We start from the raw sequence: 13,697 nt of genomic DNA on the forward strand, positions 1-13,697 counted from the left end.
CGCTTGCGCGCCGCGGCATCGCGGCTAAGCTGCCCGGAGGCTCGGGAAAGGCAGCTTCATGCGGGTCGGAATCGAAGTCGGCGGCACCTTCACCGATCTGGTCGCCGTCGATGGCGGCGAGGTCCGTGTGGTGAAGGTGCCGAGCACGCCGCATAGCCCGGATATCGGCGCCTTCGCCGCGCTCGGCGCGGGCGGGGTCGAGGCCGGCGCGGTGACGGACCTCGTGCATGGCTCGACGGTTGCGACCAATGCCATCCTGGAACGCCGCGGCGCGCGCATCGCCTTCGTCGCCACCAAGGGCTTCCGCGACATCCTGTTCATGCAGCGGCACGACCGCCGCAGCATCTACGACCTGCACTACGCCAAGCCGGTGCCGCCGGTGCGCCGGGCCGATTGCTTCGAAGCCGCGGAGCGCATCGATGCGGCCGGGAATACCGTGCTGCCGCTGGACGAGGCGGCGGTGCGGCGCGAGTTGATCCCGGCGCTGGTCGCCGGCGGCTACGAGGCGGTGGCGATCTGCCTGCTCTCGGCCTATGTCGCCCCCCAGCACGAGATGCGGCTGCGGGAGCTGATCGCCGCCGCCCTGCCCGGGATGCGGATCGCCTGCAGCCATGAGGTGGCGCCGGAATTCCGCGAGTACGAGCGGGCCTCGACCACCGCGCTCTCGGCCTATGTGCAGCCGGTGATCGATGGCTACCTCGACCGCTTCGAGGCGGCGCTGGATGCTGCCGGCTTCGCCGGGCATTTCAGTGTCATGCAGTCGAACGGCGGGCGCATGCCGGCGGCGGCGATGCGGCGCACCGCGATCAGCGCGCTGCTCAGCGGCCCGGCGGCCGGGGTGGTGGGGGCGATCCGCCAGGCGCAGCGCTCCGGCCGCGGCGAGCTGATCACCTTCGACATGGGCGGCACCTCCACCGACGTGGCGCTGGTGCGGGACGGCGAGGCCGCGCTGGCGCCGGAGACCGAGGTGGACGGGCTGCCGATCCGCACGCCGGTGCTGGATATCGTCACCGTCGGCGCCGGCGGCGGCAGCCTGGTCTGGATCGACGATGGCGGCATGCTGCGGGTCGGCCCGCGCAGCGCCGGGGCGGTGCCGGGCCCGGCCTGCTACGGCCGCGGCGGCACCTTGCCGACCATCACCGATGCGCATGTGGTGCGCGGCACGATCCGCCCGGACGCCTTCCTCGGCGGCGGCATGACGCTCGATGCCGATGCGGCGCACCGGGCCTTCGAGGATGTGGCGGCACGGCTCGGCACCGATGTGCGCGGGGCCGCGGCGGCGGCCATCCGGCTCGCGGTCGCCAATATCGTCCGCGCCATCCAGCTGGTCTCGACCGAGCGGGGCCGCGACCCGCGCGACTATGCGCTGCTGCCCTTCGGTGGCGCCGGCCCGCTGCTGGCGGCCGAGATCGCGGAGGAGCTGGGCATCCGCGAGATCTTGGTGCCGCCCAATCCCGGCGTCATCTCGGCGCTCGGGCTGCTGTCGGCGGATTACGTGAAGGTGCAGGGGGTGACCCGGCGCATGGCGCTGGATGCCGCGACCCCGGCCGCCCTGCAGGCGGAGCAGGCGCGCTTCCGCAGCGCGGCGGAGGCGGAGTTCCGCGGCCTCGGCCTGGATGGGCCGCTGGAGTATGCGCTGGAGGCGGACATGCGCTTCGTCGGCCAGGCCTTCGAGATCCCGGTGCCGGTGGAGCCCGCGTCGCTGGGCGCCCTGCAGGCGGCGGATCTGGCGGAGCGCTTCGCCGTGGCGCATCGCCGGGTCTATCTGCATGGCGGCGAGCCGGGGCGGAAGGTGGAGCTGGTGGGCCTGCGCTTTGGCGTGCGGCGGCGGCTGGAGGCGCTGCCCGAGACCCGCGAAAGGCCATCCGGGATGGCGCGGCCGCCGAGCGCCGCGGTCACCACCGGCGGCCGCACCCTGCCCGCCCGGCTGGCGGATGCGGCGGCGCTGGCCCCGGGGGAGGTCATCACCGGCCCGGCGCTGATCGAGGGCTATTCCTCCACCACCTGGGTGCCTGAATCCTGGCAGGCGGCGCGCGACGTGGCCGGCAACATGCTGATGCGGAGGGATGGCTGAGATGACGCTCGACCCGGTCGAATACGCCATCCTCAGCCAATCCCTGATCGCCGCGGCGCGCGAGATGGGGGTGAAGCTGATCCGCTCGGCCTATTCCACCATATTGCGGGAGGCACGGGACGGTTCCGCCGCGCTGCTCGATGCCCGGGGCAATACCGTGGCGCAGGCGGAGCTGATCCCGATGCAGCTCGGCAGCATCGGCCGCATCTTCCAGCCCTGTGCCGCGATGTTCCCGGCCGAGACGCTGGAGGAAGGCGACTTCCTGGTCATCAACGATCCCTATTCGGGTGGCCAGCACCTGCAGGACGTCTTCTTCTTCCATCCCATCTTCCATGAGGGCGTGGTCATTGGCTTCGCCGCCTCGGTGGCGCATCACCTCGATATCGGCGGCGGCAGCCCGGGGTTGAACACCACGGCGCAGGACCTGTACGCGGAGGGGATCATCATCCCGCCGATGAAGGTCAATACCCAGCGGGACTGGCATGGCGGCGGCTTCCAGCGGCTGCTGCGCGCCAATGTCCGGGTGCCGCACCAGACCATGGGCGACTTCGATGCGCAGATCGCCGCCAATGCCGTCGGCGCGCTGCGGGTGCAGGAGCTGGCGCGGCGCTACGGCACGGAGAAGCTGCTGGCCACGATGGCGGCGTTGCAGGATTATTCCGAGACGCGGATGCGGGCGGCGATCCGGGACGTGCCGGACGGCACCTACTACGGCGAGGCCAGCATGGACGACGACGGGCTCGGCAGCGGCCCGGTCACGGTGCGGGCGGCGGTGACGGTCAGCGGCGATTCCATCGCGGTGGATTTCGCCGGCACCGCGCCGCAGCTGCGGATGAACCTGAATGCTCCGTTTGCCTCGGTCATCTCGGCCTCGGTCTCCTGCCTCAAGGCGGCGCTGACCAGCCCGGACATTCCTTTCAACGATGGCTCGCTGCGGCCGATCACGGTGACGGCGCCGCTCGGCTGCCTGCTCAACCCGCGGCATCCGGCGCCGGTGCGGGCGCGGATGGTCTCCTGCTCCCGGGTGTGGAATGCCGTCATGCAGGCCATCTCCCAGGCGGTGCCGGAGAAGGTCATCGCCCAGGGGTATGACACCACCACCGCCTTCTGCCTCTCCTGGCTCGGCGAGCAGGGCTGGTCGGTCTATCTCGAGGTCTTTGGCGGCGGCTATGGCGCGGGCATCGGCAACGACGGCTGCGATGCGGTGGATAATCCGCTGTCCAATTGCTCGAATACCCCCATCGAGGCGGCGGACCAGGATTTCTCCTTCTTCCGCATCACCGACTACAGCCTGCGCACCGACAGCGGCGGCACCGGCGCGCAGCGGGGCGGGGCCGGCTTCTCCCGCAGCTACGAGATCCTGGCCGATGGGGCGCAGGTCGCGCATTACAGCGACCGGTTCAAGTATCCCGCCGCCGGGATCTTCGGCGGTGGTCCGGGGGCGCCGGGGCAGTGCGAGGTGCTGCGCGGGGCCGAGCGGATCGCGCTGCGCAGCAAGGATGCCTTCCCGCTGCTGCGTGGCGACGTGGTGACCATCAGCCTCGGCGGCGGTGGCGGCTATGGCGAGCCGAAGCGCCGCGCCGCCGCGGTGCTGGCGCAGGATGTGGCGGATGACCTCACTTCCGCCGCCCGGGCGGCAGGCTGGGCCGGGCCACCGCCTGGCTAGTCGGCCCGCATGCCGGTCTGGGCGACGATCTGGCGCACCACCTCCCGCTCCCGCCGGATGCGGATGGCGAAAGCCGCGGCGCTTTCGGTCACCGCCTCGTTGCCGGTCAGGGCGAGGCGCTGGCGCGTGGCCGGGTCGCCGGTGGCCTGGGCGAGGGCGGCCTCCAGCCGGGCCAGCACCGGGGCCGGCGTGCCGGCGGGGGCGAACAATCCGTTCCAGCTGGTGATGTCGAAGCCGGGGAAGCCGCTCTCGGCGATGGTCGGCAGGGTGGCGAGGCTGCCGCGCCGCTCCGCGCTGGTCAGCGCCAGGGCCCGGACCCGGCCGTCCTGCACCAGTGGGCCGAAGGTATTGGCGGTGCCGATGGCGGCGTCGATGCTGCCGGCCGCCAGGTCCCGCGCGGATTCCGCGCCGCCGCGATAGGCAACGTGCTCCAGCTTGATACCGGCGCGGCTCTCCAGCAGCGCCCCCGCCAGATGGCCCACCGTGCCGATGCCGGGCGTGCCGTAGCTGACGCCGGGATTGGCCTTGGCATGGGCGAGGAAGCCGGCGAGATCCGCGGCCGGGAAATCCTTCCGCACCACCAGCACATAGGGCAGCGCCACCGCCTGGCCGACCGGGGCGAAGGCGGTCTCGTAGTCGAAGGTGAGGCCCTTGACGATGAAGGGCACGACGAGGAAGGCGAAGCTTTCGAACAGCAGGGTATAGCCATCGGCCGGGGCCTGGGCGACGACGCCGGCGCCGATCGAGCCACCGGCGCCGGTGCGGTTCTCGATCACCAGGGTCTGGCCGAGGAACTCGGACATCTTCGGCGCCAGCAAGCGGATGACCGTGTCGGACTGCCCGCCGGGCGCATAGGGCGCGATGATGCGGATCGGCCGTTCGGGGAAAGCCTGGGTGGGAAAAGCTTGGGTGGGAAAGGCCTGGGCGGCGGCCCGGCCGGCCAGCAGCGCATTCCCCAGCGTCGCCAGCATGGCGCGACGTCCCGGCATGATGGTTTCCTCCCCGGCTTTCGGCCGAGGCTGGCAATGACGGGCGGCGCGGTCAAGCGGCGCGGGCTTCGCTGACCTCCGGCCGGATTGCGACAGTGCCTTCGGGTACCGGTCCGCCGGGCAGGCAATCAGCAGGAGGAACCGCAGCACCACGGCCTGCCCGCCCGCCAGCATATCCGTCGGGATCGTCACCGTGTCCCCAGCGGTATCGCGCCGCAGCGCGAAGGATGCGGATAAGACATCAGGCGGGAACCACGTCCGCCGGGCCGCGCTGGATGCTCGATACGGAGGAGGCCCGAATGCCCGAAACCAAGCCGCATGTCGCCAAGGATACGCCTACCCCCGGTACGGGCGAGAAACCCTGGACCGAGGAGGAAAAGTCCCGCGGCGCAGCCAAGCCTGCCACCGAGGGAGAAGCCGGTGCGGGTGGCCGCCCGAACGACGACCGGGCGGCGACCGAATCCGCCGCGGCGAATATCGACCCCAAATCCCAGCCTTGATCGCGGACCTGGTCCGCTAGGGCCGCATTGGACAGCGGGGGCCGCGGCCCGGCATGCTGTGGCCATGTACAATCCCGCTGCGTTCCGGGAAGACCGCCCGGAGATCCTCCATGGGCTGATTCGTCAGGCCCGTCTCGCGCTGCTCGTCTCGAATGGCATCGCTGGCGTGCCTGATGTCACCCATTTGCCGCTGACGCTGGATTCCGAGGCGGATGTGTTGATCGGCCATGTCGCCCGGGCCAATCCGCATTGGCAGGCGCTGCGTGACGCCGGCAGGGCCATCGCCATCTTCCGTGGCGCGGAGGCCTATGTCTCGCCCAACTGGTACCCGGCCAAGGCCGAGCACCACCGGGTGGTGCCGACCTGGAATTATGAGGCGGTGCATGCCGAGGGGCCGGTCGAGATCATCGAGGACAGCGAGCGGCTGCACGCCATCGTCAGCCGGCTGACCGCGGAGAAGGAGGCGTCGCAGCCGCGGCCCTGGGCCGTCTCGGACGCGCCCGCGCCTTTCGTGGCCGGACAATTGAAGGGCATCGTCGGCCTGGTGCTGCGGATCGAGCGGCTGACCGGCAAGCGCAAGATGAGCCAGAACCGTGCTGCCGCGGACCGCGATGGCGCGGCGGCCGGGCTTGCCGCCAGTGATGACCCGCGTGATCGCGATACGGCGGCGGCAATCCGCCGCGTGGCCGAAGGCGGTTAACGCCGGTCGGCGGCTTCCGAGCCGTAGCCGCGGCCGTAGCGCTTTTCCAGCCGCCGCTGCACGAAATCCCAGAGCGTGGTCATCGCCAGGTAGTAGAGCGCGGCGACCAGGAAGAGCTCCAGCACCAGGAAGCGTTCCTGGATCAGGATCTGGGTCCGCCGCAGCAGCTCGTCCACCGAGATCACGCTGGCGACGGAGGTCGTCTTCAGCAGCCCGTTCACGCTGTTGCCCAGCGGCGGGATGATGAGGCGGAGCGCCTGCGGCCAAGTCACCAGGCGGAAGACCTGGCGCTTGCGCAGGCCCAGCGCCAGCGCCGCCTCCCGCTGCCCCTTCGGGACGGAGATGATGCCGGCGCGGACGATCTCCGAGAGGTAGGCGCCCTCGTTCAGCGACAGGCCGATCAGCGCCGCCTCCCAGACCGAGAAGCGGATGCCGAAGAGCGGCAGGCCGGTATAGATGATCAGCAGTTGCACCAGCAGCGGCGTGCCGCGGAAGATCCAGCAGTAAAACAGCGCGAAGCCGCGCAGCAGCCGGTTGGGCGCCAGCCGCATCATGGCGATGCCGACGCCGATCAGCAGCCCGAAGACCAGGGCGCCGAGGGTGAGCGCGACGGAGATCGCCGCGCCCTCGAGCAGGTAGGCGTTGAAGAGGTAGTCGAAGAAGCCGTCCCAGCGCCAGATCGTCACCCTAGTTGGGTCCGACCACCTCGAAGGGGCCTTCGAATTCCTTGACCCCGAAGCGGTCGAGCATCGACTTCAGCGAGCCGTCGGCGCGCATCTCGGTCAGCACCGTCGCCACCGCCTGGGCCAGCACCTTGCTGCGGAAGCCGAAGTTGATCGGCGTGCCGAAGAGGCCGGAGATGGCGCGGGTGAAGTCGCCGCGGTCGTCGTATTCCTTGGCCGTGCTGTCGATGGAGACGGCGGCATCGAGCTGGCCGACGCGGAGCGACTGGAAGGACACGGCGAAATTGTCGAAGGGGCGGATGGTGATGGGACGCAGGGACTTCGAGGTCAGCTCGGTGGCGATGTCCTGGGTGCGACGGAACTCGAAGCCGCCCTGCTCGACGCCGACGGTCAGCCCGGCGAGGTCCTCCAGCCGGCGGATGTTGCGCGGGTTGCCGCGCGGCACGCTGATGCTGATCGCCTGTTCCTCGTAGCGGACCAGGTACATCAGCTTGGCGCGGTCCTCGGTGTAGAACATGCCGGTATTGATCATGTCCCAGCGGCGGGCGGCGAGGCCGGGGATCATGGCGGCGAATTCGATGCGGACATTCTCGACCGTGAGGCAGAGGCGCTTGGCGATCTCGGCGCCGAGCTCGACCCGCATGCCGACGAGCTGGCCCTGGGCATTGACGAACTGCATGGGAGGCAAAGTCGGGTTGGTCGAGAGCACCAGGGTGCGGGGCTTGGCGAGCTCGCTGTCCGGCACCTTCGGGGTGCAGGTCTGGGCCAAGGCCGGGACGGCGGCGGCCGCGAGGACGGCACCGAGCAGCAGGCGGCGGAACATGGTCGTCGGTTTCCCCTATTCGGCCGCGGCACGGGCGGCGGTGATCGCGCCCATCCCCTGCAAGACCTGCGCCAGGGCCGGAACGTCGCGCTCCGGCAGCGGCAGCCGCGGCGGGCGCGGGGCGCCCATGTCCATGCCCATCAGCCGGAAGGCGGCCTTGGTGCCGGAGACGTAGCGCGGCCCGCCGACCCAGGGCAGCAGCGGGGCGAGGCGGCGGTAGAGCGCGAGGGATTTCTCCCGGTTCGCCTCGAAGGCGGCGGCGGCGAACATCTCCGCCGAGAGCTTCGGCACCACGTTGCTGCAGACCGCGACCCAGCCGATGGCGCCGAGCCAGGCGCTTTCGTAGCCGAGGACACCCGCGAAGACCTCCATCCGGTCGCCGCAGAGCGCGACGATGTCCCGCACCCGGGTCACCTCCAGCGTGCTCTCCTTGACGTAGCGGCAGTTGGAGATGGTGGAGAGCCGGGCGAGCGTCGCTGGCAGCAGGTCGACGTTGGCGGTCGCCGGGTTGTTGTAGACCATGATGGGGATGCCGATGGCCTCGGCCACGGTCTTGTAGTGGTGGAAGAGCTCGTCCTCGGTCGGCACCGAGTAGTAGGGCGGGATGATCATGACGCCGTCGGCGCCCAGCGCCTCGGCTTCCTTCGACAGCGCCACCACCTCCCGCGTGTCCTCGGCGCCGGTGCCCATCAGCACTGGGACGCGGCCGGCAGCGGTTTTCACGACCGTCTCGGTGATGGCGGTGCGTTCCTCGCGGCTGACCGACAGGAACTCCCCGGTGGAGCCGAGCGGGATGAGGCCCTGGATGCCCTCGGCGATCTGGAACTCGACCAGCCGTTCCAGCGCCTTCAGGTCCACCGCGGCGCCATCGGCGGTGAAGGGGGTGATGAGGACGGTATAGGTTCCGCGGAACGGCTCGGCCACGTCGCTTGCCCCTTCGGTGATGCGTGCGATGATACGGCCAAGTTGAACCCCAAGCGGCGGATACCGGCAAGCGCATGCGTCTGACCCATCCCGATATCCGCCCTGCCGCCGCCCCCATCCGCATCCGCTTCGATGGCCAGTCGCTGGAGGCCCTGCCGGGCGAGACCCTGGCGGCGACGCTCTCCGCCGCCGGCATCCTCGCCTATCGGCAGACCGCGGGTGGCGCGCCGCGCGGCCTGTTCTGCGGCATGGGTGCCTGCTTCGATTGCCTGGTGACGGTGGATGGCAAGGCGGGCCAGCGCGCCTGCCTGACCAAGGTGCGGGACGGCATGGAGGCCTGCAGCGCCCCGCCGGCCAGCCCCGCGCCGCTGACGCCGCAGCCCGCCGAGATCCCGGAGCGCGCCTGCGACGTTCTGGTGGTGGGGGCCGGTCCCGCCGGCCTGTCGGCCGCCCGTGCCGCGGCCGAAGCCGGGGCCCATGTGGTCGTGCTGGACGAGCGGGGCGAGGCCGGTGGGCAGTACCTGAAGCCGCTCGCCGCCAGCCATGCGCATGCCGCGCCCGACGCGCAGTTCCGCCACGGCGATACGCTGCGGGCCGCGACCCTGGCCGCCAGTGCCGAGATCATCGGCGGCGCCACGGTCTGGGGCGGCTTCGCCCCGAATGAGATCGGCGCGCTGCTGGGCGAGACGGCCGTCACCTTCCGGCCGCGGCGGCTGATCCTCGCCCCCGGCGCGCATGAGCGCCCGGTGCCGGTGCCGGGCTGGACCCTGCCCGGAGTGATGACGACGGGGGCGATGCAGACCCTGGCCCGGGCCAACCGGGTCTCGCCGGGCGAGAGCGTGGTCATCGCCGGCAACGGCCCGCTGAACCTGCAGCTCGCTTGCGAATTGCTGGCCGGAGGGGTGCGCGTGGTGGCGGTGGCCGAGGCGGCGGCGCGGCCCGGGCTCGGCCAGTGGCGCGATGCCGTGGGCATCCTCCGCGCCTCCCCGGATCTGGCCTGGGACGGCCTCCGCTACCTGCGCCAGCTCCGCCGCGCCGGGGTGCCGGTGATCTGGGGCGCCCGCATCCTCGCCTGCGAGGGCGAGGGGCGCTTCGCCGCGCTGCGGCTGGCGACCCCGGCCGGGGAACGGCGCCTCGTCGCCGATGCCTGCGCCCTGAACATGGGCTTCCAGCCGGAAACCGGGCTGGCCCGGGCGCTGGGGGCCGAGCATCGCTTCGTCGATGGCGGCCTCGGCCGGCTGGAGACCGTCGCGGCCGAGGATGGCCGCACCAGCCTGGAGACGGTCTTCGCCACCGGCGATGGGGCGGCGATCGGGGGGGCGCGGATCGCCCTGGCCCGCGGCCGGCTCGCCGGCCTCGCCGCCGCCGCCGACCTCGGCTTCGCCGCCGCCGAGGCCGCGCCGGCCCGGGCCGAGCTGCGCCGGGCGCTGGCCTTCCAGGACGGGCTCTGGCGGCTGTTCGCCGCGCCGCCCTTCGATGCCGGCGCCATCGCCGACGACACCATCGTCTGCCGCTGCGAGGAGGTGACCGCCGGTGCCCTGCGGCGCGAGCAGGCGCGCGGCGTGCGGAGCCTGGCGAGCTTGAAGAAGGCGACCCGCGCCGGCATGGGCCGCTGCCAGGGGCGGCTGTGCGGCGCGACCGTCGCCCGGCTCTGCGGCGTGGCGGAGGAGGCAGGCTTCGCTGCGCCCCGCGCCCCGGTGAAGCCGGTGCCGGTCGCCGCCCTGATGCGGGAGCTGGAGGAGCACGGCGACTGGCCGCTCATCCCCCTGCCCGAGTACAACCGCTGGAGCGCCCGGCCCGCCGCGCCGCTGGACGAGCGCTGCGACGTGCTAGTCATCGGCGGCGGGGCGCTCGGCCTCTCGACCGCCTACTACCTGGCGCAGGACGGCGCCGACGTGCTGCTGGTGGAACGCGGCGAGGCCGGCATGGCCGCCAGCACCGCCAATGCCGGCAGCCTGCACGTGCAATTGCTGACCTACGACTTCGACGGGGAGCAGCGGACCGGCCCCTCGCTGGACCGGCTGCCGCTGGGGCCGCGCAGCATCGCGCTGTGGCGGGAGATCGCCGCGGCGGGCGGCGAGTCGCTCGGCATCCGCACCGAGGGCGGCCTCATGCTGGCCGAGACCGAGGCGCAATTCGCCTGGCTGCGGGCCAAGGTGGCGGTGGAGCGGGCGCGGGGGATCGAGAGCCATGTGCTCGGCGCCAATGAGCTGCGCAGCCTGGCGCCCTATCTCGGCCCGCATTTCATCGGCGCCGGCTTCGCCCCGGGGGAAGGCCAGATCGACCCGCTGCGCGGCACCGCGACCTTGCGCCGGCTGGCGGTGCAGGCCGGGGCGCGGCTGCGGGAGGGGGTGGAGGTCCAGGCCATGGCGCGGGAGGCGGGCGGTTTCCGGGTCACCACCGCCGGCGGCCCGATCCGGGCCGGGCGCGTGGTGAATTGCGCCGGGGCCTTCGCCGGGCGGATCGGCGCCATGCTTGGCGTGACTCTGCCGGTGGTGGGCTCGGTCCAGCAGGTGATCGCCACCGAGGGGGCGGCGCCCACCATGCGGCATCTGGTGGCCCATGCCGGGCGGCACCTGTCGCTGAAGCAGGGCGATGGCGGCCATGTACTGGTCGGCGGCGGCTGGCCGGGAACGCTGGATGCCAAGGGGTCACCGCGCAACCTGCGGCGGTCGATCGAGGGCAATCTCTGGGTGGCCGGACGGGTGCTCCCGGCCCTGGCCGGGATGCAGGCGATCCGCGCCTGGACCGGGCTGGCGGTGGAGGTGGACCGGGCGCCGCTGCTGGGCGAGACACCCGGGGTGCCGGGGCTGTTCCATGCGGTGACCAGCAATGGCTATACCCTGGCGCCGATCGCCGGGCGGATGACGGCGGATGCGGTGCTGGGGCGGGAGAGGGTGGCGGCGGAGTTCACCTTGGCGCGGTTCGGGTAGGGAAATTGGGGGAGAAGGTTTCTCCCCAAGACCCTTATCCATTTCTATTCGTTAGAGAAAACTCAGGGGAACGCGAGCGATGCAACTTGGGATGGTCGGGCTCGGTCGCATGGGCGGCAATATCGTGCGGCGGCTGCTGCGGGCGGGGCACCACTGCGTGGCCTTCGACCGCGACCCGGCACCCGGCGCCGCCCTCGCCGCGGAGGGTGCGCAGGCGGTGGCCGACCTGCCGGCGATGGTCGCGGCCCTTGAGGCGCCGCGGGCGATCTGGGTCATGCTGCCCAATGGCGACCCGACCGAGCAGGCGCTGATGACGCTCGCCGCGATGCTCTCGCCCGGCGACGTGCTGATCGACGGCGGCAATTCCATGTGGAAGGACAGCGTCCGCCGCGGCGCCATGCTGCGGGAGAAGGGGCTGCATTTCCTCGATATCGGCACCTCCGGCGGTGTCTGGGGGCTGGAGCGCGGCTATGCGCTGATGATCGGCGGGGAGGATGCGGTGGTCCGCCGGCTGGACCCGATCTTCGCCGCGCTGGTGCCGGGCAAGGCCGCTGCCGCCCCGACGCCGGGCTATCGCGGCGATCCCCGCGCGGAGCAGGGCTATGTCCATGCCGGGCCGAACGGCGCCGGGCATTTCACCAAGATGATCCACAACGGGATCGAATACGGCATGATGCAGGCCTTCGCCGAAGGCCTCGACATCCTCCACCATGCCGACAGCCCCGCCCTGCCGGCGGAGCACCGGCTGAGCCTCAACCTGCCGGACATCACCGAATCCTGGCGCCGCGGCAGCGTCGTCGCCTCCTGGCTGCTCGACCTCACCGCCCAGGCGCTGGCGCAGGACCCGAAGCTGGAGAGCTTCTCCGGCCATGTCTCGGACAGCGGCGAGGGGCGCTGGACGGTGCAGGCGGCGGTGGAGACCGCGGTCTCCGCCCCGGTGCTCTCGGCCGCGCTGTTTGCCCGCTTCGCCAGCCGGGACGAGGACCGCTTCAGCGGCAAGGTGCTCTCGGCCCAGCGCAAGGGCTTCGGCGGACATCTGGAGCCGCCGAAGGACCCCGCCGCGGAATGAGCCATCTGGTCCTGGTGATGGGCGTCTCGGGAGCCGGGAAGAGCACCATCGGCACCCTGCTGGCGGCACGGCTGGGGGTGCCCTTCGCCGATGCCGACGATTTCCACCCGCCCGCCAACGTGGCGAAGATGAGCGCCGGCCAGCCGCTGGTGGATGCGGACCGCTGGCCCTGGCTGGAGGCCATCGGCGCCTGGATGGATGCCCGATCCACTGGCGGGGTGGTCACCTGCTCGGCGCTGAAGCGGGTCTACCGAGACCGGCTGCGTGCCGCCCGGCCCCAGGTACGGCTGCTGCACCTGGCCGGTGATGCGGCGCTGATCGGCGCCCGCCAGGCAGCCCGGCCCGACCACTTCATGCCGCCCAGCCTGATGGCCAGCCAATTCGCCACGCTTGAGGCGCCGGGGCCGGAGGAGCGGGCGATCATCCTCTCGGTCGCCCCGCCGCCCGAGGCGATCGTGGCGGCGGCGCTGGAGGCGCTGGCGCGTGGCTGAGACGCCGCGTATGCCCATCGTCTTCATGGCCGACGACCCCTATGCCGGCTGGGCCCGCAGCTTCCTCGCCAGCCTCCGCGACCAGGCCCCGGGGGCCGAGGTCTTCTGCATCCCCTATTCGGATGCGTTGGGCGAGATCGCCGCCCTCCGGGCCGAATTCGGCTTCCGCATGGTGGAGGCCGATTTCGCCGCCATCGATGCCTTCGCCGACGAATGCTTCCCCGCCAGCCAGCCGCGCCGCCGCAACCTGCGCAAGCTGGCGGCGCTGGATGCGCCCGGCGCGCCCTATATCTACCTCGATTGCGACATGCTGGTGACCGCGCCGCTGGGCGAGGTGGCGGCGCTGCTGGCCAGGGCCGAGGCCGACCTAGTCTATTGGGCGACCAGCTCGGACTGGGTCTATGCCGCCGAGGCACGGGCCGAGATGGCCGATCGCTTCCCCGGCGCGCCGCTGTTCTCCGCGGGTAACTATGCCGTTCTCCGCCCAGGCTTCGGCAGCACGACCGTCATGGGCCTGATCCGGGCCGAGGCCGCGCTGTACCGCCGGGTGCGCGCCACCAGCGGCTTCGACCAGCCGCTGATGAACCTCGCCTGCCACCTCGCCGGGCTGCGGCTGCTGCCGCTGCAGGCGGCCGCGCCCGGCTTCACCGGGGAGGGATTCTACCTCGACCCCGCGATCACGGCCGAGCCGGATGGCCGGTTGCTGCGGCATGGGGCGCGGGTGGTCTCGGTCCACTGGGCCGGAGCGGATAAATCCGCCACGCCGCCGGCGCTGGCGTCGCTGGTGGCCCGCTATGCGCTGCCCCCCCTGGTCGGCCGACCAACGGGGGGCTAATCCCGTCTCA

The 13,697-nt window shown here is 71.9% G+C and carries 12 protein-coding genes; 8 read left to right on the forward strand and 4 right to left on the reverse strand.

Annotated features, from left to right (window positions below; all coding sequences use genetic code 11):
- Positions 1-58: 58 nt before the first annotated feature.
- Both AC0IW9_RS05065 and AC0IW9_RS05070 read left to right on the forward strand, forming a co-directional pair.
- The gene (locus tag AC0IW9_RS05065; protein WP_471647123.1) at positions 59-2,074 is read left to right on the forward strand and encodes a hydantoinase/oxoprolinase family protein; all 2,016 of its coding nucleotides are present in this window, start codon (positions 59-61) and stop codon (positions 2,072-2,074) included.
- Position 2,075: 1 nt separating this feature from the next.
- The gene (locus tag AC0IW9_RS05070) at positions 2,076-3,740 is read left to right on the forward strand and encodes a hydantoinase B/oxoprolinase family protein (protein WP_471647124.1); all 1,665 of its coding nucleotides are present in this window, start codon (positions 2,076-2,078) and stop codon (positions 3,738-3,740) included.
- On the opposite strand, the gene AC0IW9_RS05075 is transcribed toward AC0IW9_RS05070, so the two are convergent.
- On the reverse strand, positions 3,737-4,729 hold the full coding sequence (locus AC0IW9_RS05075) for a Bug family tripartite tricarboxylate transporter substrate binding protein (RefSeq protein WP_471647125.1): 993 nt from the start codon (positions 4,727-4,729) through the stop codon (positions 3,737-3,739). The two genes, AC0IW9_RS05070 and AC0IW9_RS05075, sit on opposite strands and share 4 nt — an antisense overlap.
- A gap of 299 nt (positions 4,730-5,028) precedes the next feature.
- Between AC0IW9_RS05075 and AC0IW9_RS05080 the strand changes: the two genes are divergently transcribed.
- Entirely contained in the window at positions 5,029-5,229 is a 201-nt protein-coding gene (locus AC0IW9_RS05080; RefSeq protein WP_471647126.1) for a hypothetical protein, read from the forward strand.
- A 64-nt stretch (positions 5,230-5,293) separates the two neighbouring features.
- Entirely contained in the window at positions 5,294-5,929 is a 636-nt protein-coding gene (locus tag AC0IW9_RS05085; RefSeq protein WP_471647127.1) for an FMN-binding negative transcriptional regulator, read from the forward strand.
- On the opposite strand, the gene AC0IW9_RS05090 is transcribed toward AC0IW9_RS05085, so the two are convergent.
- From AC0IW9_RS05090 to dapA, 3 genes are read right to left on the reverse strand one after another with little or no spacing between them, the layout of a single operon-like run.
- Positions 5,926-6,615 carry an amino acid ABC transporter permease gene (locus AC0IW9_RS05090; RefSeq protein WP_471647128.1) on the reverse strand — a complete coding sequence of 230 codons (690 nt, stop codon included), beginning with the start codon at positions 6,613-6,615 and terminating at the stop codon, positions 5,926-5,928. The genes AC0IW9_RS05085 and AC0IW9_RS05090 overlap by 4 nt on opposite strands.
- A 1-nt stretch (position 6,616) precedes the next feature.
- Positions 6,617-7,435: an ABC transporter substrate-binding protein gene (locus AC0IW9_RS05095; protein WP_471647129.1), complete on the reverse strand. Its 819-nt coding sequence runs from the start codon at positions 7,433-7,435 to the stop codon at positions 6,617-6,619.
- Positions 7,436-7,450: 15 nt separating this feature from the next.
- On the reverse strand, positions 7,451-8,359 hold the full coding sequence (dapA, locus tag AC0IW9_RS05100; RefSeq protein ID WP_471647130.1) for a 4-hydroxy-tetrahydrodipicolinate synthase: 909 nt from the start codon (positions 8,357-8,359) through the stop codon (positions 7,451-7,453).
- Positions 8,360-8,433: 74 nt separating this feature from the next.
- Between dapA and AC0IW9_RS05105 the strand changes: the two genes are divergently transcribed.
- From AC0IW9_RS05105 to AC0IW9_RS05120, 4 genes are all read left to right on the forward strand, one after another.
- Complete coding sequence (locus AC0IW9_RS05105) at positions 8,434-11,292, forward strand: FAD-dependent oxidoreductase (protein ID WP_471647131.1); 2,859 nt, start codon at positions 8,434-8,436, stop codon at positions 11,290-11,292.
- 79 nt (positions 11,293-11,371) lie between these two features.
- Positions 11,372-12,361: a phosphogluconate dehydrogenase (NAD(+)-dependent, decarboxylating) gene (gene gnd / locus AC0IW9_RS05110; RefSeq protein WP_471647132.1), complete on the forward strand. Its 990-nt coding sequence runs from the start codon at positions 11,372-11,374 to the stop codon at positions 12,359-12,361.
- Positions 12,358-12,852, forward strand: coding sequence for a gluconokinase (locus AC0IW9_RS05115; RefSeq protein ID WP_471647133.1), 495 nt, complete (start codon positions 12,358-12,360; stop codon positions 12,850-12,852). The genes gnd and AC0IW9_RS05115 overlap by 4 nt, the downstream gene beginning before the upstream one ends.
- Positions 12,845-13,687, forward strand: coding sequence for a hypothetical protein (locus AC0IW9_RS05120; protein ID WP_471647134.1), 843 nt, complete (start codon positions 12,845-12,847; stop codon positions 13,685-13,687). The genes AC0IW9_RS05115 and AC0IW9_RS05120 overlap by 8 nt, the downstream gene beginning before the upstream one ends.
- The last annotated feature ends 10 nt before the right edge of the window (positions 13,688-13,697 follow it).

Source organism: Belnapia sp. AC561, assembly GCF_979252845.1.

Bases quoted from the DNA above. Each gene is read 5' to 3' on its own strand.
- AC0IW9_RS05075 (WP_471647125.1), bottom strand. From the start codon at position 4,729: ATGCCGGGACGTCGCGCCATGCTGGCGACGCTGGGGAATGCGCTGCTG.
- gnd (WP_471647132.1), top strand. From the start codon at position 11,372: ATGCAACTTGGGATGGTCGGGCTCGGTCGCATGGGCGGCAATATCGTG.
- AC0IW9_RS05105 (WP_471647131.1), top strand. From the start codon at position 8,434: ATGCGTCTGACCCATCCCGATATCCGCCCTGCCGCCGCCCCCATCCGC.
- AC0IW9_RS05070 (WP_471647124.1), top strand. From the start codon at position 2,076: ATGACGCTCGACCCGGTCGAATACGCCATCCTCAGCCAATCCCTGATC.
- AC0IW9_RS05095 (WP_471647129.1), bottom strand. From the start codon at position 7,435: ATGTTCCGCCGCCTGCTGCTCGGTGCCGTCCTCGCGGCCGCCGCCGTC.
- AC0IW9_RS05085 (WP_471647127.1), top strand. From the start codon at position 5,294: ATGTACAATCCCGCTGCGTTCCGGGAAGACCGCCCGGAGATCCTCCAT.
- AC0IW9_RS05080 (WP_471647126.1), top strand. From the start codon at position 5,029: ATGCCCGAAACCAAGCCGCATGTCGCCAAGGATACGCCTACCCCCGGT.
- AC0IW9_RS05065 (WP_471647123.1), top strand. From the start codon at position 59: ATGCGGGTCGGAATCGAAGTCGGCGGCACCTTCACCGATCTGGTCGCC.
- AC0IW9_RS05115 (WP_471647133.1), top strand. From the start codon at position 12,358: ATGAGCCATCTGGTCCTGGTGATGGGCGTCTCGGGAGCCGGGAAGAGC.